9 protein-coding genes, 2 tRNA genes and 3 rRNA genes are annotated in these 16,117 nt (G+C 48.2%); 8 read left to right on the plus strand and 6 right to left on the minus strand.

Going from position 1 to position 16,117, the window contains the following annotated elements:
• The 7 genes from P253_RS08555 to P253_RS08585 all read left to right on the plus strand — a co-directional run.
• A 16S ribosomal RNA gene (locus P253_RS08555) occupies nt 1-1,300 on the plus strand; the annotation flags it as partial.
• Nucleotides 1,301-1,361: 61 nt separating this feature from the next.
• Nucleotides 1,362-1,438, plus strand: a tRNA-Ile gene (locus tag P253_RS08560).
• 63 nt (nt 1,439-1,501) lie between these two features.
• Nucleotides 1,502-1,577 (plus strand) — tRNA-Ala (locus P253_RS08565).
• 353 nt (nt 1,578-1,930) lie between these two features.
• Nucleotides 1,931-4,820, plus strand: a 23S ribosomal RNA gene (locus P253_RS08570).
• Between the two features lie 191 nt (nt 4,821-5,011).
• Nucleotides 5,012-5,126 (plus strand): 5S ribosomal RNA (gene rrf / locus P253_RS08575).
• A gap of 289 nt (nt 5,127-5,415) precedes the next feature.
• Nucleotides 5,416-6,765 (plus strand): aromatic acid/H+ symport family MFS transporter, encoded by a 1,350-nt coding sequence (locus tag P253_RS08580; RefSeq protein WP_016658670.1) that lies wholly within the window; start codon nt 5,416-5,418, stop codon nt 6,763-6,765.
• Nucleotides 6,766-7,135: 370 nt separating this feature from the next.
• Nucleotides 7,136-8,302, plus strand: a complete 1,167-nt coding sequence (locus P253_RS08585; protein ID WP_016658671.1) for a PQQ-dependent sugar dehydrogenase — start codon at nt 7,136-7,138, stop codon at nt 8,300-8,302.
• 503 nt (nt 8,303-8,805) lie between these two features.
• Here P253_RS08585 and P253_RS08590 read toward each other — a convergent pair.
• The 5 genes from P253_RS08590 to ribF all read right to left on the minus strand — a co-directional run bounded on the left by P253_RS08590 (nt 8,806) and on the right by ribF (nt 14,406).
• A complete protein-coding gene (locus P253_RS08590; RefSeq protein ID WP_005181039.1) occupies nt 8,806-9,348 on the minus strand; it encodes an NADPH-dependent FMN reductase in 543 nt (180 codons plus the stop codon).
• A gap of 138 nt (nt 9,349-9,486) precedes the next feature.
• Nucleotides 9,487-9,969 (minus strand): FKBP-type peptidyl-prolyl cis-trans isomerase, encoded by a 483-nt coding sequence (locus P253_RS08595; RefSeq protein WP_005181033.1) that lies wholly within the window; start codon nt 9,967-9,969, stop codon nt 9,487-9,489.
• Nucleotides 9,962-10,501 (minus strand): signal peptidase II, encoded by a 540-nt coding sequence (lspA, locus tag P253_RS08600; RefSeq protein WP_005181030.1) that lies wholly within the window; start codon nt 10,499-10,501, stop codon nt 9,962-9,964. Before lspA ends, P253_RS08595 begins: the two co-directional genes overlap by 8 nt.
• A complete protein-coding gene (gene ileS / locus P253_RS08605; protein ID WP_016658672.1) occupies nt 10,494-13,340 on the minus strand; it encodes an isoleucine--tRNA ligase in 2,847 nt (948 codons plus the stop codon). Before ileS ends, lspA begins: the two co-directional genes overlap by 8 nt.
• 61 nt (nt 13,341-13,401) lie before the next feature.
• Entirely contained in the window at nt 13,402-14,406 is a 1,005-nt protein-coding gene (gene ribF / locus P253_RS08610; protein WP_016658673.1) for a riboflavin biosynthesis protein RibF, read from the minus strand.
• Nucleotides 14,407-14,704: 298 nt separating this feature from the next.
• Between ribF and P253_RS08615 the strand changes: the two genes are divergently transcribed.
• The gene (locus tag P253_RS08615; RefSeq protein WP_005181021.1) at nt 14,705-15,271 is read left to right on the plus strand and encodes a 5'-methylthioadenosine/S-adenosylhomocysteine nucleosidase family protein; all 567 of its coding nucleotides are present in this window, start codon (nt 14,705-14,707) and stop codon (nt 15,269-15,271) included.
• 43 nt (nt 15,272-15,314) lie between these two features.
• Here P253_RS08615 and P253_RS08620 read toward each other — a convergent pair whose 3' ends face one another.
• Complete coding sequence (locus tag P253_RS08620; RefSeq protein ID WP_005181018.1) at nt 15,315-15,968, minus strand: TetR family transcriptional regulator C-terminal domain-containing protein; 654 nt, start codon at nt 15,966-15,968, stop codon at nt 15,315-15,317.
• Nucleotides 15,969-16,117: the final 149 nt, after the last annotated feature.

The raw sequence follows: 16,117 nt of genomic DNA on the forward strand, positions 1-16,117 counted from the left end.
TTAGCTAGTTGGTAGGGTAAAGGCCTACCAAGGCGACGATCTGTAGCGGGTCTGAGAGGATGATCCGCCACACTGGGACTGAGACACGGCCCAGACTCCTACGGGAGGCAGCAGTGGGGAATATTGGACAATGGGGGGAACCCTGATCCAGCCATGCCGCGTGTGTGAAGAAGGCCTTTTGGTTGTAAAGCACTTTAAGCGAGGAGGAGGCGCTCTAGGCTAATACCCTAGATGCGTGGACGTTACTCGCAGAATAAGCACCGGCTAACTCTGTGCCAGCAGCCGCGGTAATACAGAGGGTGCGAGCGTTAATCGGATTTACTGGGCGTAAAGCGCGCGTAGGTGGCTAATTAAGTCAAATGTGAAATCCCCGAGCTTAACTTGGGAATTGCATTCGATACTGGTTAGCTAGAGTATGGGAGAGGATGGTAGAATTCCAGGTGTAGCGGTGAAATGCGTAGAGATCTGGAGGAATACCGATGGCGAAGGCAGCCATCTGGCCTAATACTGACACTGAGGTGCGAAAGCATGGGGAGCAAACAGGATTAGATACCCTGGTAGTCCATGCCGTAAACGATGTCTACTAGCCGTTGGGGCCTTTGAGGCTTTAGTGGCGCAGCTAACGCGATAAGTAGACCGCCTGGGGAGTACGGTCGCAAGACTAAAACTCAAATGAATTGACGGGGGCCCGCACAAGCGGTGGAGCATGTGGTTTAATTCGATGCAACGCGAAGAACCTTACCTGGCCTTGACATACAGAGAACTTTCCAGAGATGGATTGGTGCCTTCGGGAACTCTGATACAGGTGCTGCATGGCTGTCGTCAGCTCGTGTCGTGAGATGTTGGGTTAAGTCCCGCAACGAGCGCAACCCTTTTCCTTACTTGCCAGCATTTCGGATGGGAACTTTAAGGATACTGCCAGTGACAAACTGGAGGAAGGCGGGGACGACGTCAAGTCATCATGGCCCTTACGGCCAGGGCTACACACGTGCTACAATGGTCGGTACAAAGGGTTGCTACACAGCGATGTGATGCTAATCTCAAAAAGCCGATCGTAGTCCGGATTGGAGTCTGCAACTCGACTCCATGAAGTCGGAATCGCTAGTAATCGCGGATCAGAATGCCGCGGTGAATACGTTCCCGGGCCTTGTACACACCGCCCGTCACACCATGGGAGTTTGTTGCACCAGAAGTAGGTAGTCTAACCTTAGGGAGGACGCTTACCACGGTGTGGCCGATGACTGGGGTGAAGTCGTAACAAGGTAGCCGTAGGGGAACCTGCGGCTGGATCACCTCCTTAACGAAAGATTGACGATTAGTAAGAATCCACAACAAGTTGTTCTTCATGACGATGTATCTGAGGGTCTGTAGCTCAGTTGGTTAGAGCACACGCTTGATAAGCGTGGGGTCACAAGTTCAAGTCTTGTCAGACCCACCACTAACGACAAGCAAGCAATTGCAGAGCGAATAGAAATCAGAACATTGACTTAAATGATAAGCTGGGGACTTAGCTTAGTTGGTAGAGCGCCTGCTTTGCACGCAGGAGGTCAGGAGTTCGACTCTCCTAGTCTCCACCATAGATTATAGAGCTTAGTAAGTTTATGCTTATTAATCTCTGTGATTTATCACAGTTGACTGCAGTCCGACGAGGATGCAGTGAATCATTAACAGATTGGCAAAATTGAGTCTGAAATAAATTGTTCACTCAATCAATATACGTTAACGCGTTGTTATGACGGGTTGATGAACGTAGATTGAATTGAGAACTAGCAAATTAACTGAATCAAGCGTTTTGGTATATGAATTTAGATTGAAGCTGTACGGTGCTTAAGTGCACGGGACTTCGAACTGTAGATTAAATAGATAATTGATTATTTATTTAATTGTCTTAATCCTACTTGTAGGGATTAACGACTGTTTGGGGTTGTATAGTCAAGTAATTAAGTGCATGTGGTGGATGCCTTGGCAGTCAGAGGCGAAGAAAGACGTGATAGCCTGCGAAAAGCTCCGGGGAGGCGGCAAATATCCTTTGATCCGGAGATGTCTGAATGGGGAAACCCACTTACCATAAGGTAGGTATTGCAACATGAATACATAGTGTTGCGAGGCGAACGAGGGGAAGTGAAACATCTCAGTACCCTTAGGAAAAGAAATCAATTGAGATTCCCTCAGTAGCGGCGAGCGAAAGGGGAACAGCCCATTAAGTTATGTGTGTTTTAGTGGAATGCTCTGGGAAGTGCAACCATAGTGGGTGATAGTCCTGTACACGAAAGGGCACACATAATGATGACGAGTAGGGCGAGGCACGTGAAACCTTGTCTGAATATGGGGGGACCATCCTCCAAGGCTAAATACTCCTGACTGACCGATAGTGAACCAGTACCGTGAGGGAAAGGCGAAAAGAACCCCTGTGAGGGGAGTGAAATAGATCCTGAAACCGCATGCATACAAGCAGTGGGAGCCGACTTGTTCGGTGACTGCGTACCTTTTGTATAATGGGTCAGCGACTTACATTCAGTAGCAAGGTTAACCGCATAGGGGAGCCGTAGGGAAACCGAGTCTTAATAGGGCGTATAGTTGCTGGGTGTAGACCCGAAACCAGGCGATCTATCCATGAGCAGGTTGAAGGTTGGGTAACACTAACTGGAGGACCGAACCCACTGTCGTTGAAAAGCCAGGGGATGACTTGTGGATAGGGGTGAAAGGCTAATCAAGCCTGGTGATAGCTGGTTCTCCCCGAAAGCTATTTAGGTAGCGCCTCGGACGAATACCATTGGGGGTAGAGCACTGTTTCGGCTAGGGGGTCATCCCGACTTACCAAACCGATGCAAACTCCGAATACCGATGAGTACTATCCGGGAGACAGACTGCGGGTGCTAACGTCCGTAGTCAAGAGGAAAACAATCCAGACCGCCAGCTAAGGCCCCAAAATCATAGTTAAGTGGGAAACGATGTGGGAAGGCATAGACAGCTAGGAGGTTGGCTTAGAAGCAGCCACCCTTTAAAGAAAGCGTAATAGCTCACTAGTCGAGTCGGCCTGCGCGGAAGATGTAACGGGGCTAAAACTATGTGCCGAAGCTGCGGATGTATACATTGTATACGTGGTAGGGGAGCGTTCTGTAAGCCGATGAAGGTGGATTGAGAAGTCTGCTGGAGGTATCAGAAGTGCGAATGCTGACGTGAGTAACGACAAAACGGGTGAAAAACCCGTTCGCTGAAAGACCAAGGGTTCCAGTCCAACGTTAATCGGGGCTGGGTGAGTCGACCCCTAAGGCGAGGCCGAGAGGCGTAGTCGATGGGAAATTGGTTAATATTCCAATACTTCAGTATAATGCGATGAGAGGACGGAGAAGGTTAAGTCAGCCTGGCGTTGGTTGTCCAGGTGGAAGGCTGTAGGCATGCATCTTAGGCAAATCCGGGGTGCTCTATGCTGAGAGCTGATAGCAAGCTAGTTTACTAGCGAAGTGGCTGATACCATGCTTCCAGGAAAAGTCTCTAAGCTTCAGTTACACTGGAATCGTACCCGAAACCGACACAGGTGGTCAGGTCGAGTAGACCAAAGCGCTTGAGAGAACTCTGCTGAAGGAACTAGGCAAAATGGTACCGTAACTTCGGGAGAAGGTACGCTGTTGACGGTGATGGGACTTGCTCCCTGAGCGGTTGACAGCCGCAGAAACCAGGCCGCTGCAACTGTTTATTAAAAACATAGCACTCTGCAAACACGAAAGTGGACGTATAGGGTGTGATGCCTGCCCGGTGCTGGAAGGTTAATTGATGGGGTTAGCGTAAGCGAAGCTCTTGATCGAAGCCCCAGTAAACGGCGGCCGTAACTATAACGGTCCTAAGGTAGCGAAATTCCTTGTCGGGTAAGTTCCGACCTGCACGAATGGCATAATGATGGCGGCGCTGTCTCCAGCAGAGGCTCAGTGAAATCGAAATCGCTGTGAAGATGCAGTGTACCCGCGGCTAGACGGAAAGACCCCGTGAACCTTTACTGCAGCTTGACATTGAACTTTGACCTTACTTGTGTAGGATAGGTGGGAGGCTTTGAAGTTGGAACGCCAGTTCCAATGGAGCCGTCCTTGAAATACCACCCTGGTAATGTTGAGGTTCTAACTCTGTCCCGTGATCCGGGACGAGGACCATGTCTGGTGGGTAGTTTGACTGGGGCGGTCTCCTCCTAAAGAGTAACGGAGGAGTACGAAGGTGCGCTCAGCGTGGTCGGAAATCACGCGTAGAGTATAAAGGCAAAAGCGCGCTTAACTGCGAGACCCACAAGTCGAGCAGGTACGAAAGTAGGTCTTAGTGATCCGGTGGTTCTGTATGGAAGGGCCATCGCTCAACGGATAAAAGGTACTCTGGGGATAACAGGCTGATACCGCCCAAGAGTTCATATCGACGGCGGTGTTTGGCACCTCGATGTCGGCTCATCTCATCCTGGGGCTGAAGCAGGTCCCAAGGGTATGGCTGTTCGCCATTTAAAGAGGTACGCGAGCTGGGTTTAGAACGTCGTGAGACAGTTCGGTCCCTATCTACCGTGGGCGCTGGAAATTTGAGAGGATCTGCTCCTAGTACGAGAGGACCAGAGTGGACGAACCTCTGGTGTACCGGTTGTGACGCCAGTCGCATCGCCGGGTAGCTATGTTCGGAAGGGATAACCGCTGAAAGCATCTAAGCGGGAAGCCTACCTCAAGATAAGATTTCCCTAGGAATTTATTCCTCTAAAGAGCCGTTCGAGACTAGGACGTTGATAGGTTGGGTGTGGAAGCATAGCGATATGTGAAGCTGACCAATACTAATTGCTCGTGAGGCTTGACTATACAACACCCAAACAGTTGTTGTATCAAGCTGAATTCTAAACTAATCCTTGATTTAGTTAATGCGACACAATAAAATTCAGACCCAATAGCCAATCCGTTAATAACTCATTTGGAACAAAGTAAGGCATTACATGCAAAAGCATCAAGCTTAAGCAAAGTAACTAAGACCCGAACAAGTCCATAACAGTTGTGCTGGCGACAATAGCAAGAGTGAACCACCTGATCCCTTCCCGAACTCAGAAGTGAAACCTCTTAGCGCTGATGGTAGTGTGGGGTTACCCATGTGAGAGTAAGTCATCGCCAGCTCATTAATTCAAAATCCCCCTAGCTTAAACAGCAGGGGGATTTTTTTATGCAGAAAATTTGTGTGCTTAATAAAGCAAAATAAAACTTATGTCTAATGAGAATAATATATAAAACTTTAATTATTAATAGGATTGTAGACTAATGTTCAATTCTTATTTTCTGTAAATTGTGTGAAAGTTGCACCATCTACTCCACTAGCAAAGTGTGGATGAAGAAGGCTCGAAATGAGGGTCTTCATTATGGGTTGCTATGGAAGTTCACTGAAACACAGACTCACAGGAGGTGAGGAATGACACATCAAACTATTAACGTAAATGATGTCATTGATCACGCAAAATTTAAACCATTTCATTTTAATGTAGTGGCATGGTGTCTACTGATCATTTTATTTGATGGTTATGATTTAGCCATTAATGGTGTGGTATTGCCTTTATTAATGGACGAGTGGGGCTTAAGTGCGGTGCAAGCCGGTATGCTGGCCAGTACTGCATTGGCAGGGATGATGTTCGGTGCCATGATTTTCGGCTCATTGGCCGACAAAATTGGCCGTAAAAAAGTCATCATGATCTGTATTGTGTTATTCAGTGGTCTGACCTTCGCAGGTGGCTTTGCTTCTAATCCGACAGAATTCGGTATTTTGCGCTTCCTGGCCGGTTTAGGGATTGGTGGGGTGATGCCTAACCTGGTGGCTTTAACCTCTGAATACGCGCCAAAGAACATGCGTAGTACGCTGGTGACCACCATGTTTAGTGGTTATGCAGTGGGTGGGGTGATGGCAGCATTATTGGGTGCCTGGTTAACCCCAAGCTTTGGCTGGGAAATCATGTTCTTTATTGCCGGTATTCCACTGTTGCTGTTGCCAATTATCTGGAAATTCCTGCCTGAATCGCTGATGTTTATTGTGAAAGAGAACAAGCAGGAACAGGCGCGTCCAATCATGGCCCGCTTGGCCCCAGAAGTGCAGATTAGCAATGAAACCAAATTTGAACTGCATCAGGTCGATGTGCCGGAAGCAGCCAACGTGGTAAGCCTGTTCAAACGTGGCCGTGCGTTAAACACCTTATTGTTCTGGTTAGCGTTCTTTACCTGCTTGCTGACCATGTACGCCTTAAGCAGCTGGTTGCCTAAACTGATGATGGCGGCAGGCTATTCAATGGACAATAGTCTGATGTTCATGATGGTGATGAACGTGGGTGCCGTGGTTGGTATTGTCGGCGGTGGTATTCTGGCTGACCGTTTCCATCTGAAACCGGTGTTGATGTTCCTGGGGATTATGGGCGCGATTGTGATGAGTCTGATGGGCTTCCAGTCAAACCAGTTCTTGCTGTACATCTTGGTATTCTTGGCGGGTGCAGCGTCAATCGGTTCACAAATGTTGCTGTATAGTTATGTGGCGCAATACTATCCACTGGCAGTACGTTCAACCGGAATTGGCTGGTCATCTGCAATTGGCCGTATGGGTGCGATTGTTGGACCAATCCTGATTGGTGGCTTACTCGGTATGAACCTGCCAGCACACTTCAACTTTATTGCTGTCGGTTTACCGGTATTGATTACCGCAATTGCCGTGGCGCTGATCATGAGTGAAGATGAAGCAGAACAGATTAAAGCAGGCAAAGCGGCGATTGCCAAAGCCTAATTGGTATTAAATGAAAAAAGCCTCCATAGATTGGGGGCTTTTTTTATGGCATTAAGAAAACAAAAACCACAGATAAAAAGAAACCCCATCATCCTGACGGGGTTTCTTCGTATTTCGTGCTTTAGGTATAACTCCTGTCGTACCTCACGATCCTGGTGCGCAAACTAATTATTGTTGTTTTCCGTTTGGGAAACGTCCTGTTTCCTGATGAATTTAGAATACGAAAATTCTGGGTTTGCTCCTAGCCTCAATTGTCTTCATTCGGTGTAAGCCAAAACGGACAAAGTCCGGCAGGTTACGCAAGTGTTCTTGGTCAAAACTGGCTTTGGGCTACAATCAAAGTATTGTCTGTTCTGTTTTAGGAAATGTCATGGCAAAACTACAACAATATTTGACCTGGCCTGCGGCATTGCTCATCGCAGGATTAACCACCGGATGTAATGCCCAGACCGAGCCTGCCAATTCAGCGAAAGCCGCCCAAAGCAGTGAAACTAGCAAGACCAGCCAGTCTTATCAGCTGGAACGGGTGGCGCGCTTACAGGAACCGTGGGCGATGGCTGAGCTGCCCGATGGCCGCTTGTTAATTACTGAAAAGCGTGGACGACTCAAATTGTTTAACCCGAGCAATAAACTGCTGCTTGAGGTTAAAGGTGTCCCCAAAGTTGCCTATGGCGGGCAGGGCGGTTTGGGTGATGTCGCGCTGCATCCACAGTTTGCCCAGAATCGCTGGGTCTATTTAAGTTATGTAGAAGCCGGCACGGGTGGTTATGGTGCGGTGGTGGCGCGTGCCGAGCTGGATTTAAAAGATGCGGCTCAGCCACAGCTAAAAAATATACAGCAGATCTGGGCCCAAGTGCCGAAAGTTCCGGGGCAGGGGCATTATGCTCACCGGCTGTTGTTTGATCAGGCCGGCTATTTGTGGGTCAGTTCGGGAGAGCGACAAAAGTTCGATCCGGCACAGGACCTGAACTCCAATTTAGGGAAAATTTTACGTTTAAATGCAGATGGCAGCGCTGCGCCAGATAATCCGTTCCGTGCTCAGGGCCAGATTGCGGCACAGGTATGGAGTCTGGGGCATCGGAATCCTTTAGGTATGGCGTTTGACCCGGCGGGGCAGCTGTGGGTGATTGAGATGGGACCCAAAGGCGGAGATGAGCTGAACCGGATTGAAAAAGGCGCCAATTATGGCTATCCGCTTGTGTCCAATGGTGATCATTATAGCGGTCAGCCAATTCCGGATCATGCGACCCGGCCAGAATTTAAAGCGCCAGAACTGGACTGGACCCCGGTCATTTCACCTTCGAGTTTAATCTTTTACCGTGGCGATCAGTTTCCACAGTGGAAAAATAAGGCCATTGCCGGAGGATTGTCGTCGCAGACGATTATTGTGATTGATACCCAGGCTCAACCGGTACGTGAAGTACAACGGCTGGACATGAAGCAGCGTATTCGCGGGGTGATTGAAGCGCGTGATGGTCATTTATGGGTCATTGAAGATGGCAAAGGTGCCAGCTTGCTGAAAATGACAGCCAAATAATGAATTCGTAGATAATAAAAAGCCCCGACGTCCTGTCGGGGCTTTTTAGATTCAGTTCTCAGATATCACTCCTGTTATATCTGTGCGTGCATCCTGCATGCGGCTTATGATTATTGTTTTATGCAACGAGACCTCCTGTCCCGGTATGGTTTTAATATACGTCAGGCGATCAGAACCAACCAGCCGTAAAACCCGACAAGTACTGTACGCTCAGGCGTACAACAGCGATTGATTTAAAATAGCGCATCATCCACACCAACCAGAAAATAAAGGACTGAAATAAAAGAAGCCCGAACATCCTGTCCGGGCTTCTCTGGATTCATTATTCCGGTATAACTCCTGTCGTACCGATCAGCATCCTGCTGTTGTTGCTTTTATTGTTATTGTTTTGATTTAAGAGACCTCCTGTCTCTGTATGTAGGTACTATAAAATGAAAGCGCGCCGCACCCTAGTCGCAGTTCACCACAGCTGCTGTAAGAAAATGCTTACAGGGCTGCTGCCGTTATGAGCTGACATATTGAATCAGCTTGTCGACCACCTGTTTCAGGGTCTTGTCATCAAATTCATTTGGTTCAAAGCTTTCGCTACGGTTACGGCTAAAAATATCGCGGATTTCCACCACTGCATTGCTGTCAATCAGTCCCAGCTGGGTGCCGACCTGACGGATCTGGTCAATCGAGCGTGATCCATTGGTGGCACCATAGCCGATATAAGCCGCCGGTTTGCCTTGCCACTCTTTGCCCAGATAATCCAGCGCATTTTTCAAGGCCGGGCTATAGCCATGGTTATATTCGGGGCTGATAAAAATAAAGGCATCGCCCTGGGCAATTTTGTCGGCCCATTCCTGTTGACGCGGCTGGTCATAAATACCGCTTAGCGGCGGATTCGGACCGGCAAATAGTGGCAGGTTCCATTCTTTTAAATCGACCAGCTCGGTCTGCACGGTACTAAAGTTATAGCTTTTAATGGCCTGCTGTACCCAGTGTGCGACTTTAATGGCGGTACGTCCCTCGCGTACACTGCCAACAATAATCTGAATATTCATGTTTTATCCTGTGTTGTTTTTGCTGTAGGGATCAAATTAACGTGAATTGCGTTAGCCTGAATAGAGTCAGTTTGTATCTGCCTCATGAAAATGGCATAAAAAAAGCTCCCGAAGGAGCTTTTCAAAAATATGGAACTTTTATTTCAGTTGAATGCCTTGCTGGCCCGCTGGGGTGACTTTAAAGATTTCCACTTCAAAGGTAATGTCTTTACCGGCCAGTGGATGGTTAAAGTCGACTTCGGTGATGTCATCATTGACCGATTTGACCACGCCATACAGGCTTTGTTTGGCCTTATCTTCAAACTCGATCATGTGGCCTTCAACCGGACGCTGTTCAAACTTGACGGTGTCAAAGGTTTGGACATTTTCCGGGTTCCATGGACCAAAAGCCTCTTCGGGCGGCAGGCTCACGGTACGACGGTCACCAGCACGCAAGCCAAACAGGGCTTTTTCAAAACCCGGTAACAGGCTGCCATCGCCCATCACCAGACTGACCGGTTCGGCACGGCTACGGGTATTGTCAATTTCCGGGCCGCTTTCAATGGCCACAGAAAAATGAAGTTCAACTTTAGAACCCGCTTCAATACGGGTGTCTTCGTTCGGATTGATAAATTCAGTCATGTTGCGCCTGCGCACGTTGAATACGGTGTTTTTCCAGGAAAAACGTATCAATAAGAAGCAAGATGGTGCCTAAGGTAATGGCACTATCTGCAATATTAAAGGCAGGGAAGTGGCTGTTGTTGTAGTAAACATGAATAAAGTCGACCACATAGCCCAAAGCGACCCGATCAATCAGGTTACCAATGGCCCCGCCCAGAATCAGGGCAATGGCCAGCGGTAATACCAGCATGTTCTTTGGCATACGCATCAGCCAGAACACAAAGATCACGGAGACCAAACCTGCCAGTGAGGTGAAGAAATAGCGTTGCCAGCCACCCGCATCGGACAAGAAACTAAAGGCTGCGCCATAGTTATGCAGTAATGTCCAATTTAAAAAGGGCAGCACAGGCACCGGATCTGCATAATTCAGATGGGTGACTGCAATCCATTTGGTCCATTGATCCAGAATAATCGCCACAATAGACAGTCCGATCCACCACAAATTGTGCGGATAGAACTGGAATAAGCCCTTTTTCGGTTGTGGATTAGGCATATTTTCTCTCTTCGCCTTGGCCTGTCGGGAGGTTAATAATACAACGACCACATAAACCTGGATGTGCAGGATGTGTATTCACATCTGGCAGGACGTGCCAGCAGCGTACACATTTCTCGCCATCTGCGGCAGAGACTTTCACGTTCAGACCGTCAAGATCAGAAGCTTCGCCTTGTGCTGCATCAAACTCATTCACAATCACCTGAGAAGTAATCAGGACAAAACGCAGTTCATCGCCCAGTTTATCCAGCACCGCTTTCAGCTCGGCATTGGCCCACAGCTCCACTTTGGCAGACAGGTTAGAACCGACAGTTTTTGCAGTACGCGCCGCTTCAATAAACTTGTTCACGGCAGATTTTACGGTAATTAAAGTCTGCCATTCGCTTTCAGCCAGCACGTTGGCTTCAGAGGCCACCGGCAGCTCATACCATTCAGCGGTGAATACATATTTCTCTGACTGCTCAGGAATCAGTGGCCACGCTTCTTGGGCAGTGAAGCTCAGGATTGGCGCCATCCAGCGTACAAAGGCCTGTACCAGGTGATACAGCGCAGTTTGTGCAGAATGACGTGCTTGCGAGTCCGCTTTGGTGGTGTACTGACGGTCTTTGATGATGTCGAGGTAGAAACCACCCAAGTCATTAATACAGAAGTTGGTCAAGGCGCTGGTGACGATATGGAAGTTCATATCTTCATAGGCTTTCTTGATGGTTTCTTGTACTTCAGACGCACGTTGCAGGATGTATTGATCTAGCGCAATCAGCTGATCCACCGGCAGGGCATCAGTCGATGGTTTAAAGCCGTTTAAGTTGGCCAGCAAGAAACGCAGCGTGTTACGAATACGGCGGTAACCGTCTGAGGCACGGCTAAAGATTTCTTTACCGGCGGTCATTTCATAACGGTAATCCGCAGAGGCAATCCAGAAACGTAAGCCGTCTGCACCCATGTCTTTAATGATGTCTTGCGGGGTAATGATATTCCCGAGTGACTTCGACATTTTGCGGCCTTTTTCATCGACCACGAAACCATGCGTTAACAAGCCTTTGTATGGCGCACGTTCATTGATCGCAATCGAGGTCAGCAGTGAAGACTGGAACCAGCCACGGTGCTGATCCGAACCTTCAAGGTACAGATCGGCCGGATCTTGCAGCTCTTCACGTTCACGCAGCACGGCATAGTGGGTTGTACCCGAGTCAAACCAGACGTCTAAGGTGTCACGTACGGCGTTGTAGTGTTCAGCATCATCACCAATGAAGTCTTTGGCTTCACGGTTATACCAGCCATCAATACCTTCCTGTTCGATCAGTTTAGCCACTTCTTCGATCAGTTCAGGGGTACGTGGATGCAGTTCGTTGGTGTCTTTATGCACGAAGAACGGGATTGGTACGCCCCAGGTACGCTGACGCGAAATACACCAGTCCGGACGGCCTTCGATCATTGCCTGAATCCGGTTTTTACCCCAATCTGGCACGAAGCTGATCTCGTTTTCAATTGCATTCAGGGCGCCTTGGCGTAAACCTTTGGCATCCATGCTGATAAACCATTGTGGTGTGGCACGGAAGATAATCGGGGTTTTATGACGCCAGCAGTGCGGATAGCTATGCTTGATAGGATGATGTGCCCACAATTTGTTGGCTTCGCCCAGCGCGGCAATAATTTGCGGATTGGCTTTATAAATATGTTCACCAGCAAAAATTGGCGCAGTCGGTAAATAGACACCGTTGCCGCCCACCGGGTTGTCGACTTTCAGGTTATATTGCAGGCCGACTTTATAGTCGTCTACACCGTGGCCTGGTGCAGTATGCACGGCACCTGTACCGCTGGCATCGGTGACGTGTTCACCCAGAATCACCGGCACTTGACGCTCAGTAATTAACGGATGTTGCAGCACCAGATTTTCCAGTTTGCTACCGGCAAACTCGGCCAGCACTTCAACCGAGCTGAAGCCATAACGCTGGGTCGCAGATTCTACCAGTGTTTTTGCCAGAATAAAGTTTTGCTCGGCCTGTTCTTCACCACGCGCCTTGACCAGTTGATATTCAAGTTCGGCATGTAATGCCACGGCTTGGTTGGCTGGCAGGGTCCATGGGGTGGTGGTCCAGATCACGATATCGGTTGAGTCTTTAACGTCAACACCCAAACGTGCAGACAAATCAGCTAAGTCAACCACTGTAAAACCGACGTCAATTGCATCGGATTTTTTATCTTCATATTCAACTTCAGCTTCTGCCAGCGCTGAACCACAGTCCAGACACCAGTTCACTGGCTTCAGGCCTGGCTCGATATGACCGGCTTTGGCAATGGCACCCAGAGAACGGACAATATCTGCTTCCTGCTTGAAGTTCATGGTCAGGTATGGGTTGTTCCAGTCGCCGAACACGCCCATACGGATAAAGTCTTTCTTTTGTAGTTCGACCTGGGTGTAGGCATATTCACGGCAGGCTTTACGGAAGGTCGAAGCATCAACTTTGACGCCGACTTTGCCAACTTTTTCTTCAACTTTCAGTTCAATTGGAAGACCGTGACAGTCCCAGCCTGGCACATATGGCGCGTCAAAACCGTCCATGACACGACTTTTAATGATGATGTCTTTCAGGACCTTGTTGACCGCGTGACCAAGGTGGATTTGACCATTGGCATACGGAGGGCCGTCATGAAGCACATATTTTTTCTTGCCGATACGCGATGCACGAATCTGCTGATAAATGTCATCGGCATACCACTCTTCTAACCATTTCGCTTCACGTACTGCGAGGTTTGCTTTCATTGCAAAGTCAGTACCTGGGAGGTTCAGTGTGGCTTTATAGTCCACTGCATTTTCAGGAGTTTGCTTATCGCTCATGCAAGTTGTCTTCCAATTTAATCAGCCATTTGACTGACACGTTTTACAGTAAAAATGTGAGTTATTCAAAAGGGAATTTTGGGGTGCTGCGGCGAAACTCAAGCAGTTTCTCCACATCATCATCAATTCCAGCTTTTAAGGCTTCAAGCGAAGGATAGTCCTTTTCGCCATGTAAATAGTTTAAGAACGTCACCCGCATTAACAGGCCATACAGATTAGCAGAAACCTCGGGGAAATGTACTTCTAATCGCCATTCCGGATGGTCCTGTTTGATGGCTGGTCGGGTGCCGACATGACCGGCGCCAAACAGCGCGGTCGGGTCATAGCCGGCAATTCCCGGCTGGTTCGGATTCTCTGCCTGAACTTTGGCTTGTAAGGATTCAGTTTCACAGAGCACTTCCACGCCATAAATCCCGTTCAGGCAGGGTTTATGCCGGTTCAGACGGACATTAATGGTTGGAAAATCAATGGTCCGGCCAATCTGGTCGCCGTATTGTACCCGGCCAGTAATGCTATACGGGCGCCCCAGCAATTTGGCTGCCAGCGCTAAATTGCCGGCCTGCAAGGTCTGACGGATCCGGGTCGAGCTGACCCGTTCACCATCGGCCAGAATAGTGTTTAAGTTGGTGACCTGAAAGCCGTATTGCTGCAAAAACTCGCTATTGCCCTGACGGTTTTTGCCAAAATGGAAGTCATCACCCAGCACCAGACTGTGGGCATTGAGTTTATATTTGAGTATGTCGGCAAAGGCTTCGGCGCTTAAGCTACGGAAATAATTATCAAATTTAGCAACCGCGATATAGTCCACGCCCAGCTCGGTTAAGTATTCGACTTTTTCTCTTAAGGAGCTGATGCGTGGCGGCGCTTCATAGCCTTTAAAAAATTCCAGCGGCTGTGGCTCGAAAATCATCACCAGGGTTTTCAGCTGCTGGGCTGCTGCCAGCTGTTTTAGCTGGGCAATCATGGCCTGATGTCCCAAATGCACGCCGTCAAAATTACCGATGGTAACGGCAGTTTTTTCCAGTTGAAAATCAGGCGCTAAAGCATTCAGACGGAGGAGCTGCATGGGCAAAGAATGACGTTATACATTAAGAAAGGCTATATATTGCCATATTCTCACACATTCGTCTTGTTGTTCTGTTTTTATGCAAAATTTTTCTTGCTCATTTTTGACCGGTGCCACAGCACTGGCGGGTTTTTATCAGGAGCGAATGAAAATGGAAACGCGTAGCCAGTACTGAAAAGCTGCATAGATATGAAAAAAAGTGGAGTCGTTGGAAGACCTGTCATTTCAGGGATAGCTTTTATTTTTCTGCCTTTTGCTTTCTAATGTGGCTCCCAGCAACTGCGGTAGAGAAGCAATAATGTCGGATCTGGCCTTAATTATGGCATTGCCAAGTGAATCCAAAGGTCTGTTTGAACAGGCTGGCATCGAGGTGCATTATAGTGGTATTGGCAAGATTAATGCTGCCTTTAAAGCCTTTGAGGTAATTCAGAAAACTGGCTGTAAAACCCTGTTAAATTTAGGTACGGCCGGCAGCTCCTATTTTAATGCGCATGAGCTGGTGGAAGTGACCCAGTTTGTACAGCGTGATATGGATGTATCGCCGTTGGGTTTTCAGGTCGGAGTGACGCCCATGGATGACGATCATCCGGCGGAAATTCATTTGCCGCAGCATTTTTCCCATTTACCGGCTGGTATTTGTGGCACCGGTGACAGCTTTGAAACTGGTACACCGAAAGTGGCCTGTAATCTGGTGGATATGGAAGGCTATGCGTTGGCCAAAGTCTGTAAAAAACTGGATGTACGGCTGATTTCCGTCAAATATATTACCGATGGCGCCAACGATACGGCACATCTGGACTGGGAAGAAAATCTGTTGCTGGGGGCGAAAAAATTATTGTCGTTATATCAGCAGAGTGGTTTTTAGTTCGGCGACCATAGCAAACTATGGTCGTATGCCAAAATCATGCTCAATCGTCGATTGATTCTGAGGGAGGTGCGGTATTCAGTTCTGGACGCGGCACAATACCATAAAGCATCAGATGCACGGTATGCTGGATAATGCGCTGCTGCATGCTGCGGTTGCGCAGGGTTTTGCCGGTGACCATTTCCATTTGCGTCGCGAAGTCTGCATAGTTCTGGGTCAGGGCCCAAATATTCAGAATCAGCAGTTCAGGGTCAATATCTTTGGAGATTTTGCCTTGTTCCTGCCAGTTGCTGATGACTTTGGCTTTACGCTTGACCAGTTTTTTCAGCGGACCTTTCAGGATTTCCAGAATATGCGGGGCACCCTGAATCACTTCCAGCGCAAACAGGCGTGAAGCTTTTGGCTGGGTGCGAGACACTTCAATCTTTTGCAATAAGTAGTTGGTGATCGCTTCTTCAGGTTCAAGCTCGGCTTCCAGCATTTGCAGTGGCGCCAGCCATTTCTGTAATACAGTGGTCAGCACTTCTACATATAACGCTTCTTTATTTTCATAGTAATAGAAAATATTCGACTTATGCATTTCTGCAATCTGAGCGATTTCATCTAAGCTCGCCCCATTAAAACCGTATAAGGAAAATACGTCGAGTGCTGCGTTCAGCAACTGATGTCGTTTTTGAGTACTCTTTTTTTGTTCCATTAGCAATTAAAAAACAATGAAAAGGGGGAATCACGAATTGTACGTCAAATCATCAGTTTTGTGCATCCTCGTCTATTGCAAATTATGATAAATGCAGCAGAATTTTGTAGATTAACTAATAATTTACCCAGGATTGTTAAATTTAAGCC

The sequence above is a fragment of the Acinetobacter indicus CIP 110367 genome (assembly GCF_000488255.1).
GTDB lineage: Bacteria > Pseudomonadota > Gammaproteobacteria > Pseudomonadales > Moraxellaceae > Acinetobacter > Acinetobacter indicus.

Coding starts and splice junctions, on each gene's coding strand:
- P253_RS08590 (WP_005181039.1), bottom strand. CDS start 9,348: ATGAATATTCAGATTATTGTTGGCAGTGTACGCGAGGGACGTACCGCC.
- P253_RS08595 (WP_005181033.1), bottom strand. CDS start 9,969: ATGACTGAATTTATCAATCCGAACGAAGACACCCGTATTGAAGCGGGT.
- lspA (WP_005181030.1), bottom strand. CDS start 10,501: ATGCCTAATCCACAACCGAAAAAGGGCTTATTCCAGTTCTATCCGCAC.
- ileS (WP_016658672.1), bottom strand. CDS start 13,340: ATGAGCGATAAGCAAACTCCTGAAAATGCAGTGGACTATAAAGCCACA.
- P253_RS08585 (WP_016658671.1), top strand. CDS start 7,136: ATGGCAAAACTACAACAATATTTGACCTGGCCTGCGGCATTGCTCATC.
- ribF (WP_016658673.1), bottom strand. CDS start 14,406: ATGCAGCTCCTCCGTCTGAATGCTTTAGCGCCTGATTTTCAACTGGAA.
- P253_RS08615 (WP_005181021.1), top strand. CDS start 14,705: ATGTCGGATCTGGCCTTAATTATGGCATTGCCAAGTGAATCCAAAGGT.
- P253_RS08580 (WP_016658670.1), top strand. CDS start 5,416: ATGACACATCAAACTATTAACGTAAATGATGTCATTGATCACGCAAAA.
- P253_RS08620 (WP_005181018.1), bottom strand. CDS start 15,968: ATGGAACAAAAAAAGAGTACTCAAAAACGACATCAGTTGCTGAACGCA.